We start from the raw sequence: 24,083 nt of genomic DNA, 5'->3' as shown, positions 1-24,083 counted from the left end.
CAATCATGAATGACGTTGATCGTAGAAAGCTGTTCCGAGCCCGACTCTTAATACTTTTGGCTTCCGTATTGTGGAGTCTGAGCGGTCTGTTTATTAAGTCGCCACCTTTCTTGTCCATACCTGAGGCAGACCGCGGGCTGATTCTGGCTTGCTATCGAGTCTTCTTTGCAGGGTTATTCCTGCTGCCGTTTGTCAAATTAAACCAAATCCGTTGGCGCCCTGTTTTGATACCTCTCTTGGTTACCTTTGGTTTGATGAATCTACTGTTTATGGTCGCAATGACCAAGACATCAGCGGCGGCCGCGATTTTTCTGCAGAATACAAGTGTGGCGTGGGCGATGCTGTTTGGTTTTCTGCTTTTGAAAGAGAGAATTGAACGAGGATCGATTCTCTCCATTTTGATTGTAATGTTAGGGATTGGTTTTATCGTGTTTGCCGATGGCGCGGGCAAAAATTTTATGGGAAATCTGTTTGCGTTGTTGAGTGGGATTACTTATGCGCTGGTTGTTATTTTCTTTCGAATGTTGAGAGATGAACATCCCGCCTGGCTGGTTGCGTTATGTCTGTTGTTTTCTTCCGCACTGGTCGCTCCCTGGGCGCTGACACTGGGAATCTCTCTCACTGGTGTGCAATTTGGTCTGATTGCTTTAATGGGTGTGGTTCAGATGGGAGCCCCGTATGTGATCTTTTCCCACGCGGTCAAAACAGTCAATTCACAGGAAGCGGCACTATTGGTGCTGGCTGAACCGATTTTGAATCCGATCTGGGTCTGGATATTTTGGGGTGAGACTGTCTCGTTCACAACGCTTGTTGGCTGTACGTTGATTGTTCTGGGGTTAGTAGTGCGATTTTTGTTTTTCAGACCAAAGTTGATTTTGGAACCGAATCCGAATCAGCCTTGAGAGAGCTTCACTGTTTGCATCTCATGGTAGCGTGCTCCCTGCGATTTGAGTTCCGACTGATAAAATTTGATTGTATCAATCGTGGTTTCACCCCATTCTGCGTTTCGCCGATCCTCTAAAATTTGAAACAGTTCATCCGGCGGTTGAGTTTTGATACGGGCCAGTGTGAGATGTGGATGAAAACTTTTGCGTTCAGGAGCATAGCCCAGTTTCCCTGTTTCTGTTTCTAAATACTCTGCCATGTCTGTTAAAATCGTAGCATTGGCAGTGATACCTGCCCAAATCACATTCGGGCGGTCAGGGCGGGGGAATGCACCCAGGCCTTTGAATGCCAGTTTTGTACGTGAGAATTGAGTTCGCATTGTTTTCAGAATCGAACTAAGGGGCATGATGTCATCTAAATCAGTCGGACCCAGAAACTTCAATGTAATATGCATCTGATTTACGGGAATGGGTCTTACGCCTGAGCCTAGTTTTTCCAACTTGGGCATTAGTTTTTTGAGGCCGCGCGGAGGTTGAATGGGGATTGCGATAAAAGTGCGGGTACGATTCGTATGCATCATGAGTCAATTTGTATTTCTGTCAGCATCGCAGAAATTCGATTTCCCTATTTCTTTTTCTGGTTCCAAAGTGCTTTCAATTGATCGAAACCTTGTAATGGCTGCTCGCCCGATTTCATTTCATCCGAAAGTTTAGCCGCAGGAGGCTTCTTCTTTTTCGGACTTCGTTTCTTTTTGGGTCTCTGCTCAGTTTGACTCGATCCAGGGGGAGTAGTCTTTTTTTTGTCGAACTGTTTTTGAGGAGCCTTCGGTTTCGAAAAGGATTCTTTTTTCGATTGGCGATCCGTGCCTGGTTTGATCAGTGTCAAAGACACCCGGCGCCGTTCCAGATCTACACCCAAAACCCAGGCGGTAATCACATCACCCACGGATACAAACTGATAGGGATTTTCAATGAAGTGAGTAGCCATTTCGCTCACATGAATGAGTGCGCTGTCTTTTAAACCAACATCGACAAACGCACCAAAATCAACGACGTTCAGAATGGTTCCCTGCAACTCCATGTCTTTGACCAGTTGTTCAAGTTTTAAAACTCCTTTCTTGAAAATTGGTCCGGGTAAGTCGGAACGGGGATCGCGCCTTGGTTTTCCAATCGCCTCCAGAATATCTTCCAGAGTTGGTAAGCCAATCTTGAGACTTTCACTCAATTGCGTTTTGTCTACCTGAGAGACCTTTTCAATAATCGCAGCGCGATCGTTGGCTGACGTTTTCAGGCTGTCTTGCGGTAGATCGAGTTGTGTGAGAACTTTGTGAGCATGTTCATAACTCTCTGGGTGAATCCAGGTCGAATCGAGAGGTTCATCGCCTTCATCAATTTTCAAAAAACCAGCTGCTTGTGTAAAAGTGGCTTCCCCAATTCCAGCGACATCGAGAAGTTGTTTTCGATTCAGAAAAGAACCGTGATTGTCGCGCCATTCGGTGATTCGTCTGGCGATCAATTGATTCATACCTGAAACATGTCTCAGTAATGACGCACTGGCGTTATTCAGATTCACGCCGACATAATTAACACACGATTCAATCACCTCATCCAGTGATTCTTTAAGACGCTTCGAATTGACATCGTGTTGATACATGCCGACGCCCAGATGTTGAGGATCGATTTTTACCAGTTCACTCAAAGGATCCTGTAATCGTCGCCCGATAGAAATGGTACCTCTGATTGTCGCATCCAGGTCGGGGAATTCTTCACGTGCCACCGGGCTGGCAGAATAGATGCTGGCCCCCGCTTCGTTCACGATTAAATATCGTGCTTCGGGTAAGTTCTGCTCGATCATCTCTGTAATGATTTCTTCCGTTTCGCGGCAAGCAGTGCCGTTACCAATGGCAACCAGTTTGCATTCGTGTTCCTGCATGAACTCAGCTAATTTGTTGCGTGCATAATCTTTTTTCTCTGCAGAACCCGTGACATATACCAAGTCATTCGCCAGGCAATTTCCCAGTTCGTCAAGTACTGCGAGTTTGCAGCCGGTTCGTAATCCGGGATCGATGGCCAGGATGCGTTCGCCTCGCAAGGGAGGCTGGAGCAGTAAGTTTTTTAGGTTACTGGCAAAAACGGAAACAGCATGTTTTTCTGCTTTTTCGGTTAGCTCGCGGCGGATTTCGCGTTCGAGGCTGGGCAGGATCAAACGTTGTTGCGCGTCGTTGATCACCTGTGTCAGAAATTTTGCAAAGCGATGATGACTTAAATTCAATTGGCGGGCGATTGATGTGCAGGCAGACTCTTCGTCCCATTCAAAGCGGACGCGCAGTGCGCCTGACTTTTCTCCTCTGTTCATCGCTAATGTGCGATGATGAGGCACCTTGACAACATGCTCTGAGAACTTAAAGTAATCGCGATATTCCTGACCAGACTCTTCAGCGTTCTTGGTGGCATTCGCAACAAGACGTCCCGATTTCCAGGCAATCTTGCGCGAGATTTCACGTACGTCGGCATCTTCACCAATCTTTTCCGCCAGGATGTCAGCAGCCCCCTTTAATACCTCATCCGTTGTGCGGGCTCCTTCTTCACCTTTCGTATATTTTAACGCTTCTTTTGAGAGATCCTCAATGTGAGCGTCACCTTTCCAGATCGCATCAGCCAATGGTTCGAAACCACGCTTTCTGGCAGTCGCGGCACGGGAGGTTCTTTTGGGACGATAGGGGCGATATAGATCTTCAAGACGTTTGAGTGTATCGGCTTTTTCGATTTCTGCTTTTAACTCAGGAGTGAGTTGTTGTTGTGCTTCAATTAAACGCAGGATTGTGGAAGCACGTTCCCAAATTTGTCGTTTTGATTGTACCCGCTTTTGAATATCGCGAATCTGAACTTCATCCAGATTGCCAGTTCGTTCTTTTCGGTAGCGTGTAATAAAGGGAACCGTATTCCCTTCATCCAGCAATGCAATCACATTGAGAATTTGCTGTGAGGAGAGATTCAACTCCAAAGCCATTTGCTCTGCATCGTGTTCAGAGAAATGCTTGTTTGACTGATTCGATTTTATCTCAATCGTATCCATCCCGATCTCGATTCGTTCCGATCAATTAAGTTTATTAAACTCAGATTTTGAATTTGATTCAATAACAGGATCTACTGACAAACCATTTATTAAGAATAACGATTTTAAGAAAAAATAGAAACGGTAACACGGTATCATCCAATGAGAGGACTGCGCGACATTTCTGGAGAGTGTAATGGGGAATGCTCAAGTTTGATAGGCTTAAGTGGCCCAAAAGATGCCTTGCGAAACCGGATTCCACTTTGAAAGTAAGTGACTCATCCGCTTTTTGTGCTTCACAATTCTTATGTCTTTAACATGTGTGGTTACTTAACAGTACAAACAAATTTGCGCATCACATTTCAGCCAACTTTTTTCTGCTGATTGTCTGTAACAGGAATTAGGGTGACATCGCTTAACATGTTGTGAGTAAGCCATCTCAAGCCTTTTGCTTTTAGTGTATGTAATTATCTCTCTTATTCTTTCGATAGAATCGTTTTTCTCGTTAGGACCGAACCTTTTGTCTGCCGATACAAAGACAAAGGGATAACCTCAAATGGTTATCGGTCTGACATGCGCAAGAGGGGCCTTCGCGTACTGACGAGTGATTCTACCACGATCAAATTAAGGGGGAGATGGCATGACGACTGCCGTCAAAGTAAACACGTATCTACTTATCTTATTAGTGGTTAGCTTAGCAACTACTGCCGAAGCCGAAGCAGGCTGGCCTTGGCATTCTAAAGAAGAAAAAGAAGCGAAGTGGGCAGAGAAAGCTGCTCGCCCTGTTGGCTCCCGACAAAAATACAAATTTGGTGAGCTTTGGCCGCCAGTTCCCCGACCTACTGGACCAAAACGGCACTTTTGGAACAAATACCATCATGCTCACTATTGGCCGTATCCCTATAATTGTGAAGACCAGGCTTACGTGCGTGACATCATGGCACGACAGATACACAATGGATGGACCGATCAAACAACGCTTTATGCTTATCACTTTGATAAAGATGGAAACAAGTTGACAGAAGCAGGTTTAATCCATTTACGTTGGATTTTGGAGCATGCTCCTGAAAACCGTCGCGTGATTTTTGTTCAGACAGCAGATCATTCCATTGCGAGTCAGGAACGACTGGCAAATGTCCAATATGCGGCTTCTGAGATGTCAGGTGGTCAAAGTGTTCCCTCGGCAATGCTAAGAGTCACTCCTGCATATGGTCGTCCGGCACGTGAAGAAGACCTGAAATACCGAGCCTATGTGGGTTCTATTTTAGCGCCGCGAATTCAGTACACAGCCGGTGGAGGTTCAGCCGCTAATGGGGGGGAATAACTCCTGTTTTTTTCTGCTGCGACTTCGTTGGTATTTCTAATTCACTTTAGTGTAAACGTTAACTAAAATGATTGATCGACCTACGGAAGACGAATCTCAGAATCCACCCGATGATTCCATTTTAGAGTATATGAAAGGCACTCCGAAAGAGACAGGCTCAGAAGAGGAGCCTCGATATACTGCGAAGAACCACGATCTCTCTGATTTGTATAACGACTTGTTTCAGAAAAAAAAACCGACTGAGGACCCACAAAAAGTCCTTGTGAAAGAGCAACCGGAAGAGGCCATTCCTTTAGATGATGGCCAATATGAGGGCGAGTCGATTCCAGCACCACAGACGCTGGAAGAGAGTGGCTTGTCCTTAATGCAGTTGTGCAATCTGGTTTTGAAACAACTCTATTTGCAAGGCAGTGCTCTGGGAATTGAAATCTCTCGTAGCGCACACCTTCCGTTTGGGATTATCGATGAAGCATTGATTTTTCTGAAAGAAGATAAATGTATTGAGGTGAGTTCAGGTAAGATGATCGGTCGATCTTCGTATCGTTTTAATCTGACTGAATTGGGACGTATTCGCGCACGGGAAGCGTTTGAACAATGTCGCTATGTCGGACCTGCTCCGGTTCCACTCCATGATTATGTGCGTCAGTGTCGTTTGCAAACTGTCACAGGCATTGATTGTACTCCCGAGAAATTAGAGCATGCATTTGAGGATTTCATCCTGCGCGAAGGACTTTTGAACGAATTGGGTCCCGCAGTTTGCAGTGGACGTTCGATATTTATTTATGGTCCACCCGGGAATGGTAAAACATTGATTGCAAAAGGATTGGGGCAATTTCTGAATCGTCAGGGCGGAGATATCTACGTGCCCTATGCATTGCAGATGGAAAACAGCATTATCACGCTGTTTGACCCAACGATTCATCAAACAACCGACGATCTTGAATTACAGGAACGGAGTTTGGTTGAAACTCAAAATGCCGACAGAATTTCAAAAATGAAAGGCTGGGATAAGCCAGAATGTGACCTGCGCTGGCGACGAATCAGACGGCCGGTTGTGATTACCGGTGGCGAGCTGACCTTAGAGATGCTCGATTTACGTTACAATCAATCCAGCAATTATTATACGGCACCACTTCACATCAAGGCGAATGGTGGAGTGTTTCTGATAGACGATTTTGGGAGACAGCTGGTCAGCCCCAAAAACCTTCTCAACCGGTGGATTTTGCCGCTTGAAGACCGAGTGGATTACTTGACGCTGGCAACAGGTAAAAAATTCTCAGTTCCCTTTGAACAGCTGATTGTCTTCTCAACAAATTTGGATCCGAAGGATCTTGTAGACGAAGCCTTTCTACGGCGGATTCGACATAAAATTCAGATCAGCGCTCCCTCCCGGCAGATCTTTACCGAAATTTGCAAGCTGTGTTGTCGTCAGCGCGACATCGAATTTGATCCATCTTTTGTAAACTACCTATATGATAATTGCTATCGTCAGGGAAAAGCTCCCAGATCAAGCGACCCGCGAGATTTACTGGAGATTATTCAGTCAATCTGCCGATTTAAAGGACAGAAACCCATCATTTCCACCCAACTAATCTCAGAAGCAGCGCAACGTTTCTTCTGTCAAATATAAGTTCCTTTCTTACATCGCTTGATTGAACCTTTCAGATAAGGTCATAAAGCAACTGGATTCTTTCATTTTATTCGTACCTGCCAATTGCTGTTTTTCCATCAATTGGAAATCACAATACGAATGGGTAGTGCCCCATCAGAAAATGATTGATTCGCAATTCACGTCTTTCACGTGCACCTCATGGAGGTAATGAAATGTCAGTACGGATGACTAAACAAACATGGATTACTGGAATTGCCTGTGCCTTACTACTCTGTAATGGTTGTTCTTCGATGCGTCAGGGATCAGTTGCCAGTACAGATGAAGCACCGACCAGTTTGAAAGATAAAATTTTTGTTGCGAAACAAAAACTGAAAGATCCAGACAAGTTTTACATTACGCATGGTCAGCTTCAGGAAAAAATGGGCGATGTGAAAACAGCGCGTTCTTCCTATGAAGTTGCTTTGGGGCAAAACCCAAAATCAGTAGAAGCTGTGTTGGGACTCGCCCGCTTAGATCAGGTTGCCGGTGATAAAGCTTCTGCAGAAAAAGGATTTCAAAAAGCGCTCGAGATGGCGCCAAAGGATCCCAATGTCCGTGCCAGCATCGGTCAATTTTATGCGGCTGAGAAAAAGTGGGATCAAGCGGTCGCTCTATTAAATGAAGCAGTGCAGTCTGCTCCAGCAGATAAAAACATTCGTTATCAACTGGGAATCGCAATGGCCTCTTCTGGTGACTATCAGGGAGCAATGCCCCATTTGATTCGTGCTGTGGGTGAAGCAGAAGCCCATTATAACATTGGCTACATTTTAAGAGATCGAGGACAGCTACAGGCGAGTGAGCAGCAGTTCCTCCAGGCAGTCTTATTGAAACCGGAATTCAACGAGGCGCAGTATTGGCTCGACGAAATTCGTCGAGAGAAAGAAAATCGTCTGATGTTAGCAGGAGTGACATCAGGTGAAACGAAAGGCCTCAATGCGGGAGCCAAACAGGTTTCGTATTCCAATTCACAAGCAAAAAAACAAAGGTCAGCTCAAGTCAGGCAACAAAAATCGGGTGCTGTACAAGGCATGAGCCGAGCAAGCGTATCACCACAAAAACATAAATTGGGATCCAATGCGAAATCAGCCGCGCCACCTGCGAATTTGACTGCTGAACAACTGGAACAGTGGCGTAATCAACGAAAGTTTTAATTCAGAGACATCGAATAATAATTGTATCAAAAAAAACAAACCCTGGTAATTACCAGGGTTTGTTGCGTTGATGGCCAGTGATTTTCAATTAGGCGGAAGCAGTTGCAGCCTGAAGTTCTATCGCCAGTTTTCCACACAAGCGTTGTAGAAGTGCAATTGAGTCTCGCGCCTGTTCTTCTGTCATCGTCATGGGGGGACTGACGCGTAATACGTTGCCGGCCAAAGCACCCAGCAGGTGGATGCCGTCTCCACCCTCTTCACCAAGGTAACAGGCTTTGACAAACTCGATAGCGACTTCCTGGCTGGTTTTACCACCCAGTTCGGCGCACTCAATTCCAAACACCATTCCTTCTCCGCGAACTTTGGCGATGACCCCTGTTTCTTTCAGACTTTGCAGGCCTTCGATATAGATCTTCGAAAGTTTCTGAGTATTCTCCATTACATCCGTATTTTCGAATTCATCAAGTGTCGCTAACACGGAAGCAGAGGAGACGGGGTTTGCACTCCAGGTGTCGGATGCTTCCCCATACTTCAGGCAGGAAATAACATCAGAGCGTCCCACAGTCGCAGCGACAGGAATTCCATTTCCCAGCCCTTTTCCGAGTACTACGAAGTCAGGTTCAATCTGGTATTTTTCGAAGGCATACATGCATCCGGTACGCCCAAAGTTCGCTTGAACTTCATCCAGAACTAACATGATATCATGCTCACGGCAGAAATCCTGCAATACTTGATGGTATTCAACCTGTGGATGGTAACTTCCTCCTCCACCAAGATAAGGTTCGGTGATCAAACAGTTAATCCGGTCGCCATAGGCATTCCAGAGTTCTTCCAGCTCATTCCGATATTTGTTTGTATCCAGAGGTTGATCACATTTGGTGATATCATCACATTCCGTCCGAGGGAAACTGATAAATTTCACATGGGGATCTCGATCTGGATCTGTCTCTGATCCGGTGACTGCACCAGCCAACCCTTTTTTACCGTGAAATCCATAACGTGTTGCCAGGATAATGTCTCGCTCGGGATCCCGGTGCAAACAAGCCCAAAGTGCCTTTTGCACTGCTTCTGAACCTGAAGCGGCCCAGATGACCTTGTCGCAACGATTGCCTCCCTTGAAGGATTGAATATTGGCGATGAGCCGTTTGCTGGCTTCCGTTTCAATTTCAGTGACGGCGTTATAGGCGGTGAGTGTGACTGCTTCAAAGTAATCACCTTCCCCTTCGCCGGTAATGTGTTCGGGTTTCCAGCCAAGATACTCACTGAACCGCTTCATCCAGCGTCGAGGGTTGTGCCCTAAATTTGCAACGAGCACACCCGAGGTGAAGTCATACAGACGACGTCCTTCAGGCGTCCAGTGAAAGCAACCTGCTGATTTTGCGAGCACCGCTTGACTGGGAGTGAATGTCCGTAAGGCCAAGGGTTCTGTCTGAAACAAATCCTGACGAATCGCGTTCGATTGATTTTCGTTATCAAATTGAATGGCTGTGGTCATAATTTTCTCTTTTGATTTAGGATGATAAAGGGACACTAAAGAATGTTTTAAAGAGTGAAAAATTCCATAAAGTTTAAACCGTACCTTCGTAAAGCACTTCTGCCTCCGATGAGCCTGGACTGAAGAGGACCAGGCCGCCACGTTTGTCGTTAACACGGACGACGCAATCCGGTTCACCTTGAACGTGTTTTTCGAGAATCGCTTCCAATGCCTGCACGGCTGCAACTGTCTGGCGGTCAGCCGATAAGTCGTTGTAACTTAATCCTCGTACTTCTTCCAGACGCTGTTGGCGTTCCGCTGAGGGACCGCCATGCTCAATGAAAGCGACCTCACGAACAAAACGTTCGATGACCTCAATGCCATAACCACGCTGTGAACGGGTTCCCCAAGGTTCGACAAAAGTGCCGTTATAATGGTTGTTCATCGAGTTTTTGAGTGTGAATGGTGTTTTCTCTTCTACCGTACACTCAACACCACGTTTGCGGGAATGGCCGTTCCATAACCCGTTGTCGAAACGAAATTGAACTTCCTGTTCGACATAACCGGGAAAATTATCCGGAGTGACCCATGACGTGTGAATATCAAAGGCGGCTTCGCGTCCGGAGTCATATTCGTAAACCATCCGCATCTGGCAACTATCCCAGGTAGGACCATCTTTCTCGCCAACCAAACCACGTTGACCTGATGCGGTAATCGTCTTGAGTTTTCCACCAAACGTAAAATCAATCAGTTTGATATAGTGAACGGCAACATAAGTACCCGGATTACGGCCGGTAATCCACTGTGCAAATTGACTGCCAGAGATAGACTTGGGCTCCAGTAAAGAGCAATAACCATTATTGACGTGTTGTAGTACATCGTCATGGACGAGCGTTCTCAGTTTTTTATGATCGGGATCGAGCAGCTTATGGTAAACAATTTTGGCAGCAACATTGTTTTCCTGAGCAAGTGCAGTCAGTTCATCCAGTTCCTGCAATTTTAGAACCGAGGGTTTTTCAACGATCAAGTGTGTTCCAGACTCGAGAACTTTCTTACAGGAATCAAAGTGGCGATCATCGGGAGAAGCAACACAGGCAAAATCCAGTCCTGAAGCAACCATCTGTTCAATCGCATTGTTTCCGGAGAAGCTTTGAAATCCTCCCACTTTTTCACCGCGTTCAGCCAGATACTTCTCGGCACGAGCACCGGTTCGCGTAGCGACCGCCTCCAGTGAAATCTCAATGGGACCTGTGGTGCGTTGGTAGATGCCCGTTTCATGGGCTGTTTCAAAGAAGGGGCGATATGTCTCATCAACAATCATCCCAAATCCGACCAAACCAGCTTTCAGCTTGTTTTCTTGTGTTTTTGAACTCATGAAATATTCCTAAGTGAATTCAGATTATGTGGATTTAAAGTCTGTAAAATTCATATAATCTGTTATAATCAGGGTTGTGTGAATCTTTCGCTCAATGTTATTCTCTTGAAGTGAATGCACTTTATGCGTTTGCTGAGGGATTGTCAAGTCAATCAGAGGGCTTTGTCAATCAAAGAAGCTGATCTCGCAATGTCCGTTCTGGCTATTTTAGTGATCGATCGATTTCGAACGTTTCAGATGAAATGAGGTTCGCGTGACTAATGACGTTTCTTTACTATCCGATTTGAGTGAACAAAATGTTCGTGAAGACGATGAGAGTCTTTCTCTTGTCGATGAGGTTTATCAGAAACTGTTACTCAGGATCATTCGTTGTGAACTTCCCGGTGGGACAGAACTGAAAAGTACGCAATTAGCACGTGAACTTAGTGTGAGCCGAACTCCAGTAGTACAAGCTTTAGCCCGTTTACAGGCTGATGGAATTGTGATTCAGCAAAAGAACCATCGTGCCGTTGTCAGAGAAGGGGCTGAGAACTGGCTAGTCGAAATCCATGAACTGCGATTGTTATTAGAACCCTCCGCTGCTGCGATGGCCGCACAAAGGATTACTGAAGCAGAATTGTCACGCTTGGAAAACCAGGCGGCTGAAGTCAAAGCCTGTCAGCAGCAGTATGAAACGGGAGACCGTTCTAGCGAACACTTACAGAAGTGGAGTACTGGATCTCGTTCGTTTGACTACGCTTTACATCTGGCCATTGCCGAATATTGTGGGAATTTACCAATTTCTGAAGCCATTCATAAATGCTGGAGTTATAAGCGGGTTTCCTATTCCGCAGCTGAAGAAACTCCAGAAATTATGACGCGGGGCTTATATGATCATACTGTTCTCCTGGATTCCTTAAAGAATCGCGACTCTGAAACCGCTTCTGTTGCCATGGAGATGCATTTACGAAATGCTTCTCGAATGCGACCCGATCGCTTGATTGTTTGACAGGTGCAACTGGTAGTTCGATGATCAAAATGATGAAATGCAGTTGAAAAGCGAGTGCGATCTTCTCCTGGCTCTTGAAAGTTATCCCAAACCTGTCAAAAATGGCTCCGACGAAGACAGTTTCGTTGGTTTACTCTATTATCCGCTTTAGATTTTGAAACAAAAGGCAAAAATTCGTCATGTCAGACAACCCACGTGTGATTTTAAGTGCATTTGCAGATGAAGCAGCAAATCATAAAACAGCAATTGAACAAATGGTGGCACTCTCTGCTTTAGGGCTGAAATATTACAGTCCTCGGTTTATCGATGTGAAAGGTGATGGAAACGTCAAACATGTCGTGGATTTGAATAAAGCGGAATATAAACAGCTACTCAAGCTGCATGATGAGTATGGCATGAGCGTCACCAGCATTGGAGCCCGTGTTGGAAAGATCAAACTGGTTGATAAAGATGATGGCTCTCATAATGTGTTTGTACCTTTCAAAAAGTACTTGAAAACAGAAGTTGCAAATACCATTAATGCCGCCACCACGTTGGGAACGAAGTTGATTCGAGGTTTTTCTTTTTATCCTCCCAAAGGAGAAGATCCCAAGCCCTACATGAATCAGGCCGTCGACCAGATTGGTCAGATTGCCGATCTTTGTGCGAAAAAGGGTTTGATTTACGGTCTCGAAATCGAGCCGAACTTAATAGGAGAAACCGGACCATTGCTGGCTGAGCTGGCGCGCAAAGTCAAACGCGCTAACATGGTAACCATTTATGACGGCGGGAATATCGCGGCGCAGAATAAAGACGCAATGCAGTGTTTGAGCGAGTTTCATGATATGAGCAAATCGATGGGTTGGCTGCATATCAAAGACTATGCCGTCGATTCTGATTTGGAATGGACCGGTGTTGTCGATGAAGAACGCTTGAAAAACTTTGTACCTGCAAACGTTGGTGATGCCGGGCACGAATTTGTGTTACGTGAACTGCGTACGATTCTTCCAAAAATGGAGAAAAAAATGAAGAAGCTGGGGGCGCCCGGCGTCTTCCTGGAAGTAGAACCACATTTGAAGGGTGGAGGACAATTTGGCGGGTTTAGTGGACCCGACGGCATTGGAGTGGCGGTAAGAGCCCTTTGTTCGGTTCTCGATTATGTCGGCATTGATTATGATCTACGAACCTTCAAAGATATCCAGATTTTACGCGGTTTCTAAATCCCCTTTCAATGAGTATCGAATGGTAGGTATTCCTGGTTCAAGAGAAAACCGTGGTTGCCTGCTGTATTTGTTACAATTACACTAAAGTCGTTCAAGAGTAAAAACAATGTCTTTTGATCCTCAGCATTTGCAGGACATTATCGCCTGTCCGAAAACAAAAGCAAAACTGGTGTGTGATGGTGATTTTCTAGTTTCTATCGATCCAGCATCGCGATTGAGGTATCCTATCAAAGATGGGATTCCGGTGATGCTGGTGGAGGAAGCGACCCAAGTTCCTCAGGAAGAGTGGGCTGAAATCATGAAACGCAATGACCGAAATCCTGTTTCAGGAGAGTTAGTTTCCTGAACTAAATTCCTAACAGAGGAGAGAAACTGATGGATGCATGGCAGAAATTTCTAGCTTGGAATTGTTTCATCAGATTCTCATTTTATGTTCTGGTAAGTTGTTGGTTAACGCTTCCTCTGATCGCAGATGAACCTGCGACAGCAACTCAGAAGCAGAGCCAGCAGGATTCAAAAAAAACGCTCTATACTTATCAGCGGGATCATGACCCGAATGGTATCGGTAAATTCTATCGGGGACGCGAAATCGCCCGTGTAATGGGTTATCAGGGAGCTCCCTGGCTGGAACGCAAAGCACGCGAGCAGGAAGAACGACTGTCTTTGCTCCCGAAAGCATTGAAGCTGAAGCCCGGCATGGCGATTGCAGATATCGGTGCGGGCAGCGGCGTCATTTCCGTGATTCTAGCCGATCATGTGAGCCCTGACGGTAAAGTTTACGCAGTGGATGTTCAAAAAGAGATGCTGGAACTGCTTAACAAAAAACTTGAAAAACAAGGTGTCAAGAATATTCATCCCGTGTTGGGAACTCAGAAATCACCTGGACTCAAGCCAGAATCAATTGATTTAGCGATTATGGTAGATGTATATCATGAATTTGAATTTCCCTTTGAAATGATGCAGGAAATTTCAAAAGCATTAAAGCCGAAAGGGCGTGTGGTGCTGGTGGAATATCGCAAAGAAGACCCCGCTGTGCCGATCAAACTCGTACATAAAATGTCTGAGGCACAAGCGAAGAAAGAAGTTTCCCGACCAGAGCTGAATTTGAAATGGAAAGAGACTATCGGGATCCTGCCTCGGCAGCATATTCTGGTTTTCGAGAAAACCGCAGCAAAATAAAATCTGATCTGAAGATCATATCAAGTCTACTCCACACACTGAAAACAAATTCCTGGCTGAGATCGACTCGCTGAGACAAGCTCCTTTAACCGGTGAAGATCAAGCTGAATCCTGTATCGTTTCAACACTATCCCTCCTGCCTCTCTCCTTCTCAAAGCGATGAATCCAAAAGGACCGATAAAACCGTTTGTTCTGTTTGGAATAGTTTGCTTGAGAGACCTCTTACTTCGATTCTTTCGTGTTCCAATTTCATGGCAAAATATTGGATTTATAGCGAAAAAGCGTCCGATCAACAAAAGTATGAGTAGGTAGAACTACTATAAGACGCGCTAAAAACAAGCAATAACGTGTGAAAATATCTGAAAATGTGAATACGTCCATCTATGATTTTGGCACTGAAGAATAGATAGGTTTAGGTTCAGTATGCAGCTTTTGAACTTGCTCGATGAGCAGAGGCAATGGTCTCCGTGCATTCTGTATGTGGATGACCAGGCAAACCATTTTGTTGAATTTGAGAGAATTAATACTGAAGAGGGATATGAAATACATCATTGTCTCGATGTAAAAAATTCATTGTTGAAGGCATTAGAACTTAAGCCAGACATTATTATCTTAAGCCTCGAAATCCAGGAGATGGATTTGATTGAGGTGATCGGGTTTTACAAATCACACGCAGTACTCGCCAATACTGCGATTATGGCTACATCTCAGTTCCAGGAATCGGAGAAAATAACCATCGCGCTTGCGAATGGCGTCGATGATTTTTTGCTGCGACCTTATTGCCCGGCACTTGTTCACAAACGCATTCGAAATATACTCCAGATCATTGCCAATCAGAAGTCTGACCGAATTCAGATGGCACTGAGCAATGTGCTCGAAGAATCATTAAACGAGATTTATATTTTTGACGCCGAATCTCTGCAGCTTTTTTATGCGAGTCGGGGTGCCACAAAAAATCTGGGTTATACTTCGCAGGAACTCAATTCGATGACTCCTTTTCAATTAGTGAAGGAAGATTTCAGAGCGCAACTTGAAGAGGTATTTCATTCATTATTAGAGAGCCAAGATTCCCAAACATTTCTCAATTCAGAATTTAAGAGAAAGGGAGGGACTTGTTATCCTGCTGAAGTTTATCTTCAGAGAACTACCGTTTTTTCTAAACCGGCGATTGTGGCTCTGGTGATGGATATCACCAAATTGGTACAGGAACGAGAGCAGGTCGAGCGGTTGGCACGCGCTATTGAATCAAGTGCTGATGCAGTCTTTATTACAGACACAACAGGCATGATTACATATGTCAATCCGGCTTTCTCTGAACTTTATGAGTGGTCGGCTGCAGACGCTCTCGGGCAGACTCCGCGTTGTCTCAAGAGTCATCTCAATCCGGAAGAAACATATCAGGAAATATGGAATCAACTACTTTCAGGAAAGACCTGGAAGGGAACGTTAATTAATCGCCGCAAGGTAGGTCAAACGGTTTCAAGTTTACCCTTATTAGGTCAGAGTTCACGGCAGGAGAAAAACTGGCTGGAACAATATCGTTGGGTACACATGACGGTTTCCCCGATCTATGATAAACAGGGAGAATGTATCTCCTACGTGGCGGTGCAGAGAGATATTACGAATAAGGTTTTGAGCGAGAAAAAGCAGTCTCAGAAACATCTTCAAGCTGTCATTCGAGCCAGAGTTGCAAAAAGCTTACAACAACAGACGTCTTTGAAAGAAAAAATGGATCAGGTATTGAGTGCACTGATTGACATTCCTGAATTCCAGCATCTGAAGCAGGGGTGTCTATATCTGAATAATACAAAGACTAAACAATGTGAACTGCTCTCTCGTTTTGGAGATTTTGTTGTCTCTCCTCCCTTCACCTATCATGAGTATTGGTTTAAAGAAGAGTATGCAGAATATCCTCATTCGGTGATTCAGACACATATCATTAATCAATGTCACTGTGACTCCAAAACTAAAGAAGAACGTCAATCAGACGGATCGCATGGCCATTACCTGGTTCCCATTTCGCATCTGGGAGAGTCTCTCGGCGCAATGGTTTTATCCAGTGAAACATTTCCGGATGATGATCCTGACCAGATACGGTTCCTGCAATCCATTGGTGATTTGATTGGTATGGCCATTATTAATGATCGATTGACTGAAGATCTGAAAGCGGCTCAGCAGCAAGCAGTGGAAGCAAACATCTCCAAGGATTTATTCCTGGCCAATATCAGCCATGAAATCCGAACTCCTATGACTGCTATTTTAGGGTATTCAGAAATATTAACGGAGCAATTGGAGTCCAGGTCTCAAGTGAAAATGATCGAGACCATTAAACAAAATGGCGATTATTTACTTTGTTTGATCAATGACTTGCTCGATCTCTCAAAAATCAATTCACAAAAAATGACAGTGGAATTGATGCAATGTTCTCCCACACAAATTTTATTCAATGTAGAGTCATTGCTTAAAGTGCGCGCTGACAAGAAGAAAATTGGGTACACGACAGAATTTGATGGCGCCATACCAGAGTATATTCAGACAGATCCTACCAGACTCAAACAAATACTGGTCAATCTGGTCGGGAACGCCATCAAGTTTACAGACCAGGGGGCGGTCAGTGTCATTGCACGCTACCTGATTGAAGATCAGGTACCATTCTTACAAGTTGAAGTCGTTGATACCGGAGTTGGTATTACAGACAACCAGATGCAACAACTATTTCAACCCTTCATCCAGGCAGATGTCTCAATGACCCGACGTTTTGGTGGAACGGGACTGGGATTGACGATTTGCAAAAAACTGGTCGAAATGTTGAATGGATCAATTTCAGTGACTAGTGTTTCTGCAGTAGGTTCTACTTTTGTCATTAAACTTCCAACAGGAGTCTCAGCAGATGTGAATCTGGTTCAGTATGATTCTGAAGGGCAGGATCTGGTGACCGAAGAAGTCGCCTCACACACTATACCAGACAGTCTGAAAGAATACTTTGGTTTTTCTCCACGAGTACTCGTAGCAGATGATGGGGCTGATAATCAACATTTACTTTCTTACATACTCAAAAAATGGCAATGCGAATATGAACTTGCTGAAAATGGAAAAGTGGCTGTAGAAGCAGCACAGTCTGCGGAGGAGAAGGGAACTCCTTTTGATATTATCTTAATGGATATCCAGATGCCGGTGATGGATGGTTATACTGCTACGAAAACGCTAAGAGCTTCCGGTTATTCGAAACCAATTATTGCTATCACGGCCCATGCAATGAATACCCAATTGCAGGAATGTATTGCAGCGGGCTGTGATGCCTATACAAGCAAACCGATCAATCGTAAACAGTTACTGAGTCTGATTTGTAAATACACTATGCGAGAACAGGCACAAACTTCGAACTGATCTGAATCCGAGCTTGTCAAATTCCATGATTGGCTTTGACTGTGAAAGGAAACAGTTGGTTTTTAAGTTCTTTTAAAGATTGTGCAAAGACATCTGCCGTATTGATATCCTGCTCGCTAACACGATGCCCGGTTCCTACGAGCGCCGTTGTCTTCAGCCGAGCGGCCTTTCCTGCTTTGATATCAGACAATTTATCTCCCACTAAGATTGACTCTGAGAGATTCAGATTGTGCTTTCTTGCCGCTTCCAGCAACATTCCTGGCTTAGGCTTTCGGCAATTGCAGTCAATTTGATAGTTTCCCATTCCATGCACTGGATGATGTGGGCAATAAAAAAAGTCTAAAATCGTAAGATTCCGTTTGGCAAACTCATCCACAACCCAGGACATCAAGTCAATGAGTTGTTGTTCTGTGTAGTACCCACGCGCAATTCCAGATTGATTTGTGACAATGATTAAACAATATCCGGCTGATGTTGCCACATGGCACAACTCAAAGATTCCTTCGATAAAATCGAAGTCTTCGATCTGATGCAGATAGTGTTTTTCAATATTGATTACACCATCACGATCAAGAAAAAACGCTTTTTGCAAAATGAAAAATCTTTCTTTCAAGGTTTAAATATCAAAGCCAAACAGTTCAGCTTCCACGCATTCACAAAGGGTGTGCTCAAGAACTAAGTGTACTTCCTGGATTTGGCTTGTAAGTTCTCCTGGAGCAATGACACAGACGTCGCTCCAATTACGAACATCGCCGCCCTCGTGCCCCGTAAAAACAATGCTGGGAATTCCCTTTTCCTTGCATGCCTGTAGAGCTTTTACAATATTGGGAGAATTACCTGATGTGGTAATTCCCAAAAAAACATCCTGTGGTGTGAGCTTACCGGTTATCTGGCGAGAGAACACAGAATCGTAACCATAATCATTCCCGATCGCCGTTAAAATAGAAGAATCTGTCGTTAATGCTTCAGCGGCCAGTGGAGCTCGGTCTTTTGCCAGTCGGCTCACAAATTCAGCGGCCAGATGTTGTGCATCCGCGGCAGAACCACCGTTTCCTGCAATATAGATTCGGCCTCCCTGTTGGTAACTGTTGAGAACTAAATCAACGGACTTGGAAAACTCATTCTGGATATCTGGATTTTCCAGAAGCAGCTTTTTGGCTTCAATCGATCTTTCCAAATTGCGGCAGATGATTTTGATTGCCTTTTTCATATGATTCGCTCCGAAATCTCTATGTCTCACTTCTCGAAGTTGATAAGACTCGAAAAATGATCATCGGCAAAATGAGCCAGACGAGATTTTCCTATGATTGCTACAAACTTTGAATAGGTTGCATAAAATGATTATCTGAGCTAGGAGTATAGTTGAATCAGAAAAAAATTGGCAACATTGATTCAAAAGCCCGTCATAGAAAGATTGGCTATTCAATATTTCATGAGAATAAGCAAAAATTTGATGTGCTTACAATCAAAATGGCCTGATTCATCCAATGCCATCCATCTACTTGGTGGTCAATTGATAAGATCTATCCTGATAAAGCCTGAGTTTTTAAAGCAGGAAAGAAAGAGGACAGGGGTCAGAGAAGAGGAAATATGGTTCTGATTGAAGGAAAAGGGGTGAGTAACGGGGGTCGAACCCGCGACCTCCGGAATCACAATCCGGCGCTCTAACCAACTGAGCTATACCCACCACATGAAGTCTACTGGCTGATGATTTTACCAGTTTCTGTCAGAATTGATCTGATTCTAACCAAATATTGTACGTCTGAAAAGACTCCCGTTGAGACAAAAGGTTCAATTTTTACGTTATCAAAGCGGATTTAGAGATGCAACGAATCTATGGCCTCGATTCAGTAAAATTCCCTCTATACGTGCATCTCCTGTCAAGAATCTGTAGAATTGATGCATCAAGATTTCCCTATGAAATCATCCCAGAACTAACACAATGAAAACAGGGAAAAAAACATGAAAACACTTAGACTCACCTGCATGATTCTAATCACTTTCGTATTGAGCCTCTTTCAATCTAGAACTCAGGCTCAGGATTCCGTGAATTTTCCAACCATTGGAGAAGTGGTCAGACTTGACCCGCGGCTGGATGAACTCATTGACAAAGATGCACAGATCCAAGTTCTCTCCTCTGGATTTGATTGGAGCGAAGGTCCTGTTTGGATCGGAGGTGCTAAAGATGGATATTTGCTATTTTCGGATATTCCTAAGAACTCCGTGATGAAATGGAAAGAGGGAGTTGGTGCCTCTTTGTTTCTGAAGCCCTCTGGATACACCGGAGTAGTCAAATATGGGGGAGAACCCGGATCGAATGGTCTTTTACTAGACCAGAAAGGGCGTCTTGTTTCCTGCGAACATGGCGATCGTCGTGTATCTGTTCTTACTAAAGACGGAGGAAAGCGGACGCTCGTCGATAACTATATGGGTAAGCGTCTCAACAGTCCCAACGATGGGGTTTATAAGTCAAATGGCGATCTCTATTTTACAGACCCGCCTTATGGTCTGCCGAATCGCTATGACGATCCTCGCAGAGAACTTGATTTCTGTGGTGTCTATCGACTGGCAAAGGATGGCACGTTGACTTTATTAACGAAGGAAATGACGCGTCCAAATGGGATTACCTTTTCCCCCGATGAAAAAACATTATATGTAGCACAATCAGATCCCAAGGCGGCAATCTGGAAAGCATTCCCTGTGAACGAAGATGGAACGTTGGAAAAAGGGAAAGTGCTTTATGATGCCACTTCAGCCGTTGGTAAACTGCCGGGTTTACCCGATGGTATGAAAACGGATCTTAAAGGCAACATATTTGCAACAGGGCCAGGTGGCTGTTATGTATTCACCCCGTCAGGAGATTTATTGGGCAGAATTAGTACCGGTGAGCGTACAGCCAACTGCGCCTGGGGTGGTGATGGTTCAACACTCTATCTGACTGCTGACACTTATCTGGTACGCATACCAACCAAAACCAAAGGCCGTATTGGCGCTGCTCAATAGTTGATTTCACAAAAGTATCATATTTCCTGTCCTCAGGTAGTTCCTTTAGCGAGGAGCTGCCGGAGTAGGAGTGCCCGCTGAGTTTTTAAACACAAAGAGCACTTTGATTGGTGTTTTCGTTTGATTGAGATTCCGCGATTTAGAGAACGGCAGAGAACGGTTTTGAGCAAGGTGAGTCAGTTTATCAGTCTGTTCATCTCCAGTCGGTTTTGAGGCAGCGAGAGGAGATTCCGGTGATGGCAGTGCCCCCGCTGATGACCCCAGTAGCTTGGATTTTCTGCCTTTGGTGGCTTTAGATCGCACTAAGGTTTCTTCAGGGAGTTGCATGCGATAACGAGTCTGAAATGAACGCGAAAGATCCCGTTTTAAATCCTTATCGACTTTTGAATCGGCAATCGTCTTTTTGAACTTTGCGGATGAACGATTTTCTTGTGCCGCTCCATTGGATTTTGGAGTATAAGTAGGTTTTTTTGCTCCATTTTTGGCTTCAAAATAAGCATCATGATTAGATCGTGGCGTGTTGGATTTGTATGCCAGAAGTTTTGGCAGTTCTTCAATCTTCTCAGTGAGAGACCGTTCGCTAATCGCAGGCTGTAATGAGAGGCTCACAAGCTGATCTCGTTTGAGATCGTTTTGGAACTCCTGGAGTGCCGTAGATAATTGATTGTCAGTGGCTTCCACGTAGACAGCAAACAATTCATTTTCAGATTCGTCACTTCTCTGAGCCAGTGATTGCCCTTTGGCTTTGAGTTCACTTTTAGAACTGGATTGAGGATTCTGAAGCTGGCGTTCCACCTCAGACTGTTTCTTTTGATTAATGGGAATATTGTTGCGCGCCAGAAGCAATTCCATCGTTCCCAGAGCCTGTTGAACATCGACAACACGAACTTCAATCACTGCCACTTTTCCATCAATATCACCAATGTAAGGTAAAACGTCTCCAATACGAATGGTGTCGAGAGGAATATGAGCGGGAATCCCTTGTGAAGGAGGGACCATAGAAGTCCTGAGTCTATTGCTAGAATGGTCACTAAAATTAACACCCTCAGGAAGTTTATTCATGACCGAGAATTTACCCAATGATTTAGCTGCCGTTGGTGCATTCAAACTTTCGACGACCATTTCCTTTTTACCAGACGAGACATTTCCTCTAAGACCAAGACGATTAGTCTGATTGTCGGCCATCAGAACATCAAGTAATGCTGTGACCTTCTCATTTTGGTGGGCTTCTAAGTCTGCACTAACGCCGTCTGCACTCACATCGGCACTGGCGTTTTCTTCTCGAACGAGTTCTGTTGTTTTAACTGCAGTTTCCATGCTGGAGCGCGGAGTAGACGGTTGTGATATAGCAAAACCTTGGCTGAATTCTGGTTGGGTAGGAGTTACGTAAGAGTTCATCAACAATACGAATAAAACGAGTGCCGCCAGTGAAGAACAGGTACTAACTGCAACAGCAAGACGATAACGAAATACAGAGGGAGTATGTTTTACTGCAGCGTGAGTTGTTTGAGTCAGCAGAGTTTCCTGCTCAATTCGTTTACGAATGGAAGGTGCCAGTTCAGGTGGCGCAGATTCCGTAGCAGTTTCCTGAAGAAGTCGGGAAAGTTCTCCGATTTCGTGTAGTTCCTGCCGTGCTTCAGCTGAATTCTCTAAAAGCGACTCTAATTGTCTGCGCTCCTCAGGTGAGACTTCATGATCGAAGTAAGCAGAAAGATCTTCGTTTGATGGTTGTTGACTACTCATTTTGATTCACTTACCGATGACTCGTGGTCAGATTTGAAAGCACGCGAGACTGGTTCGGTCTGGAAAAGCGTGTTCAATTTCTGTTTTAATTCGTTCCTTCCTCTAAATATGCGGCTCCTTACAGTTCCTAATGGAATTTCCGTGATCTCTGCAATTTCCCCGTATGACATCCCCTCCAGTTCTCGCAGTATCAGAGGGGTACGATATTCCTCTTGTAATTCATTTAAGGCCTGATGGACCATTTTTTTTCGTTCGGAGAGTTCGGCAACATCGGAGGGGCGGTTTTCAGGGTGTGTATCAACCAGCCAATTGCCAGCCGGGTTGTCTTGTGTATCCAGTGTGGTGGAAGTTCGTTTAATTTTTCTTTTCTGAGTAATCGCGGCATTGAAGGCGATGCGAAATAACCAGGAATAAAATGCGGCTGTTCCTCTGAATGTGTTCAATTTAAAAAAAGCCTGTGTAAAACCTTCCTGTGCCGCATCGCGCGCATCATCATTCGAACCCAGAATCCGCACTAACGTTCGAAACAGGCGATCCTGATATTTCAGAACCAGTTGATCGAACGCCTCTGTACGACCTGCCAAACATTCTTGAATCAGGTGTTGATCATTGTTGGTCACAGTATCTAATTGACGAATGAGGGACAAAATAAGTTCCCGCTCTCAAAAGAAAACGGGGATTTTAGGAGATTTGTAAGTATCTTCTTATTTTTTAACACGTTACGTCAATACCAGATGATAAATACAGACCAGGAAAGCCGATTTTAGTCTATTGAGGCTCAATTTAAGGTGCAGTTGTCGATCAAACGGGTGGTTCCTACAAAAGCAGCCACCAAAGCGACCATTTGGGGTTGAGGAGTTTCAAGCTCTTCCAGAGTCTGTGCATCCACGATGGTGGCGTAGTCTAGTTTTACCAACGGGGTTGTTTTTAAAAGTCGTTGCATTTCGGTTTTAATGTGGTTCAGGTTAGTTTCACCAGCTTGTATTCTTTCTTTCGCCAGATTCAGAGCATGTGAGAGCGATAAGGCTGACTCACGTTCTGCCTCAGAGAGGTATGCGTTTCGACTGCTCAGAGCTAAGCCATTCGCATCTCGAACAGTGGGACAGGTTTTAATTTCGACAGGGATATTCAAGTCGAGACACATCTGTCGAATGATTGCCTGCTGTTGATAGTCTTTCGCTCCGAAAAACGCTTTGTCAGGCAGACAACTCAGGAGGAGTTTGGTAACGATCGTCGTGACACCCTGAAAATGATTTGTGCGTGTTGCCCCTTCGAGAATTTCAGAAAGTGTTTTCACTTCAACATATGTCGAGAAATGAGGCGGATACATAATATCGGTCGTTGGTACCCAGACCAGATCTGCTCCTGCTGTCTGGCATTTCTCCAGATCTTGTGCTAACAATCGAGGATAGCTGTCAAAGTCTTCATTTGGTCCGAATTGAGTCGGGTTCACAAAAATGGAAACAACGACAAAATCACAATCTTGACGTGCTGCTTCAATCAAGCTGACATGACCGGCATGAAGTGCTCCCATTGTAGGAACAAAACCAATCGAAGCGTCCTGTTTACGTTGTGACTGGATTAACGTTCGTAGTTCGGGAATTTCCTGGACAGTTTTGATAGGTGAGGTGAATGGTTCCGACATGAGATCAAAACTTTCAGGATGT

At 44.7% G+C, this 24,083-nt stretch carries 19 protein-coding genes and 1 tRNA gene; 10 read left to right on the top strand and 10 right to left on the bottom strand.

Annotated features, from left to right (window positions below):
- Nucleotides 1-5 precede the first annotated feature (5 nt).
- Nucleotides 6-902, top strand: a complete 897-nt coding sequence (locus tag V144x_RS22775) for a DMT family transporter (RefSeq protein WP_144988495.1) — start codon at nt 6-8, stop codon at nt 900-902.
- On the opposite strand, the gene thpR is transcribed toward V144x_RS22775, so the two are convergent.
- Together thpR and V144x_RS22765 are read right to left on the bottom strand one after the other, a co-directional pair.
- Nucleotides 893-1,465 carry an RNA 2',3'-cyclic phosphodiesterase gene (thpR, locus tag V144x_RS22770; protein ID WP_144988493.1) on the bottom strand — a complete coding sequence of 191 codons (573 nt, stop codon included), beginning with the start codon at nt 1,463-1,465 and terminating at the stop codon, nt 893-895. The genes V144x_RS22775 and thpR overlap by 10 nt on opposite strands.
- Nucleotides 1,466-1,509: 44 nt before the next feature.
- On the bottom strand, nt 1,510-3,960 hold the full coding sequence (locus V144x_RS22765; RefSeq protein WP_144988491.1) for a Tex family protein: 2,451 nt from the start codon (nt 3,958-3,960) through the stop codon (nt 1,510-1,512).
- Between the two features lie 619 nt (nt 3,961-4,579).
- Between V144x_RS22765 and V144x_RS22760 the strand changes: the two genes are divergently transcribed.
- The 3 genes from V144x_RS22760 to V144x_RS22750 all read left to right on the top strand — a co-directional run bounded on the left by V144x_RS22760 (nt 4,580) and on the right by V144x_RS22750 (nt 8,065).
- A complete protein-coding gene (locus tag V144x_RS22760; protein WP_144988489.1) occupies nt 4,580-5,263 on the top strand; it encodes a hypothetical protein in 684 nt (227 codons plus the stop codon).
- A 67-nt stretch (nt 5,264-5,330) separates the two neighbouring features.
- On the top strand, nt 5,331-6,893 hold the full coding sequence (locus V144x_RS22755) for an ATPase (RefSeq protein WP_144988487.1): 1,563 nt from the start codon (nt 5,331-5,333) through the stop codon (nt 6,891-6,893).
- 194 nt (nt 6,894-7,087) lie between these two features.
- Complete coding sequence (locus tag V144x_RS22750; RefSeq protein WP_144988485.1) at nt 7,088-8,065, top strand: tetratricopeptide repeat protein; 978 nt, start codon at nt 7,088-7,090, stop codon at nt 8,063-8,065.
- A gap of 88 nt (nt 8,066-8,153) precedes the next feature.
- Here V144x_RS22750 and V144x_RS22745 read toward each other — a convergent pair whose 3' ends face one another.
- Together V144x_RS22745 and V144x_RS22740 are read right to left on the bottom strand one after the other, a co-directional pair.
- On the bottom strand, nt 8,154-9,560 hold the full coding sequence (locus V144x_RS22745; RefSeq protein WP_144988483.1) for an aspartate aminotransferase family protein: 1,407 nt from the start codon (nt 9,558-9,560) through the stop codon (nt 8,154-8,156).
- A gap of 73 nt (nt 9,561-9,633) precedes the next feature.
- Complete coding sequence (locus V144x_RS22740) at nt 9,634-10,914, bottom strand: Gfo/Idh/MocA family protein (protein ID WP_144988481.1); 1,281 nt, start codon at nt 10,912-10,914, stop codon at nt 9,634-9,636.
- 253 nt (nt 10,915-11,167) lie between these two features.
- Between V144x_RS22740 and V144x_RS22735 the strand changes: the two genes are divergently transcribed.
- The 5 genes from V144x_RS22735 to V144x_RS22715 all read left to right on the top strand — a co-directional run bounded on the left by V144x_RS22735 (nt 11,168) and on the right by V144x_RS22715 (nt 17,670).
- Entirely contained in the window at nt 11,168-11,902 is a 735-nt protein-coding gene (locus tag V144x_RS22735; protein WP_144988479.1) for a GntR family transcriptional regulator, read from the top strand.
- Between the two features lie 179 nt (nt 11,903-12,081).
- Nucleotides 12,082-13,101 carry a sugar phosphate isomerase/epimerase family protein gene (locus V144x_RS22730; protein WP_144988477.1) on the top strand — a complete coding sequence of 340 codons (1,020 nt, stop codon included), beginning with the start codon at nt 12,082-12,084 and terminating at the stop codon, nt 13,099-13,101.
- 109 nt (nt 13,102-13,210) lie between these two features.
- Complete coding sequence (locus V144x_RS22725; RefSeq protein ID WP_144988475.1) at nt 13,211-13,450, top strand: Trm112 family protein; 240 nt, start codon at nt 13,211-13,213, stop codon at nt 13,448-13,450.
- A 29-nt stretch (nt 13,451-13,479) separates the two neighbouring features.
- The gene (locus V144x_RS22720) at nt 13,480-14,283 is read left to right on the top strand and encodes a class I SAM-dependent methyltransferase (RefSeq protein WP_197998588.1); all 804 of its coding nucleotides are present in this window, start codon (nt 13,480-13,482) and stop codon (nt 14,281-14,283) included.
- A 423-nt stretch (nt 14,284-14,706) separates the two neighbouring features.
- Nucleotides 14,707-17,670: a response regulator gene (locus V144x_RS22715; RefSeq protein ID WP_144988471.1), complete on the top strand. Its 2,964-nt coding sequence runs from the start codon at nt 14,707-14,709 to the stop codon at nt 17,668-17,670.
- A gap of 16 nt (nt 17,671-17,686) precedes the next feature.
- Here V144x_RS22715 and gmhB read toward each other — a convergent pair whose 3' ends face one another.
- The 3 genes from gmhB to V144x_RS22700 all read right to left on the bottom strand — a co-directional run bounded on the left by gmhB (nt 17,687) and on the right by V144x_RS22700 (nt 19,357).
- The gene (gene gmhB, locus V144x_RS22710) at nt 17,687-18,262 is read right to left on the bottom strand and encodes a D-glycero-beta-D-manno-heptose 1,7-bisphosphate 7-phosphatase (RefSeq protein WP_232102609.1); all 576 of its coding nucleotides are present in this window, start codon (nt 18,260-18,262) and stop codon (nt 17,687-17,689) included.
- Between the two features lie 24 nt (nt 18,263-18,286).
- Nucleotides 18,287-18,880 (bottom strand): D-sedoheptulose-7-phosphate isomerase, encoded by a 594-nt coding sequence (locus V144x_RS22705; protein WP_144988469.1) that lies wholly within the window; start codon nt 18,878-18,880, stop codon nt 18,287-18,289.
- Between the two features lie 403 nt (nt 18,881-19,283).
- Nucleotides 19,284-19,357, bottom strand: a tRNA-His gene (locus V144x_RS22700).
- 275 nt (nt 19,358-19,632) lie between these two features.
- On the opposite strand from V144x_RS22700, the gene V144x_RS22695 reads away from it, so the two are divergent.
- Entirely contained in the window at nt 19,633-20,673 is a 1,041-nt protein-coding gene (locus V144x_RS22695; RefSeq protein WP_232102608.1) for an SMP-30/gluconolactonase/LRE family protein, read from the top strand.
- A 45-nt stretch (nt 20,674-20,718) separates the two neighbouring features.
- On the opposite strand, the gene V144x_RS22690 is transcribed toward V144x_RS22695, so the two are convergent.
- The 3 genes from V144x_RS22690 to panC form a co-directional block, all read right to left on the bottom strand.
- On the bottom strand, nt 20,719-22,416 hold the full coding sequence (locus tag V144x_RS22690; RefSeq protein WP_144988467.1) for an anti-sigma factor family protein: 1,698 nt from the start codon (nt 22,414-22,416) through the stop codon (nt 20,719-20,721).
- Nucleotides 22,413-23,063, bottom strand: coding sequence for a sigma-70 family RNA polymerase sigma factor (locus tag V144x_RS22685; RefSeq protein WP_232098698.1), 651 nt, complete (start codon nt 23,061-23,063; stop codon nt 22,413-22,415). Before V144x_RS22685 ends, V144x_RS22690 begins: the two co-directional genes overlap by 4 nt.
- Before the next feature lie 131 nt (nt 23,064-23,194).
- The gene (gene panC, locus V144x_RS22680; protein ID WP_144988465.1) at nt 23,195-24,061 is read right to left on the bottom strand and encodes a pantoate--beta-alanine ligase; all 867 of its coding nucleotides are present in this window, start codon (nt 24,059-24,061) and stop codon (nt 23,195-23,197) included.
- Nucleotides 24,062-24,083: the final 22 nt, after the last annotated feature.

Origin of the sequence: Gimesia aquarii (genome assembly GCF_007748195.1) — a bacterium.
GTDB classification, from domain to species: domain Bacteria; phylum Planctomycetota; class Planctomycetia; order Planctomycetales; family Planctomycetaceae; genus Gimesia; species Gimesia aquarii.
This window is presented reverse-complemented; position numbering and strand designations above follow the sequence as displayed.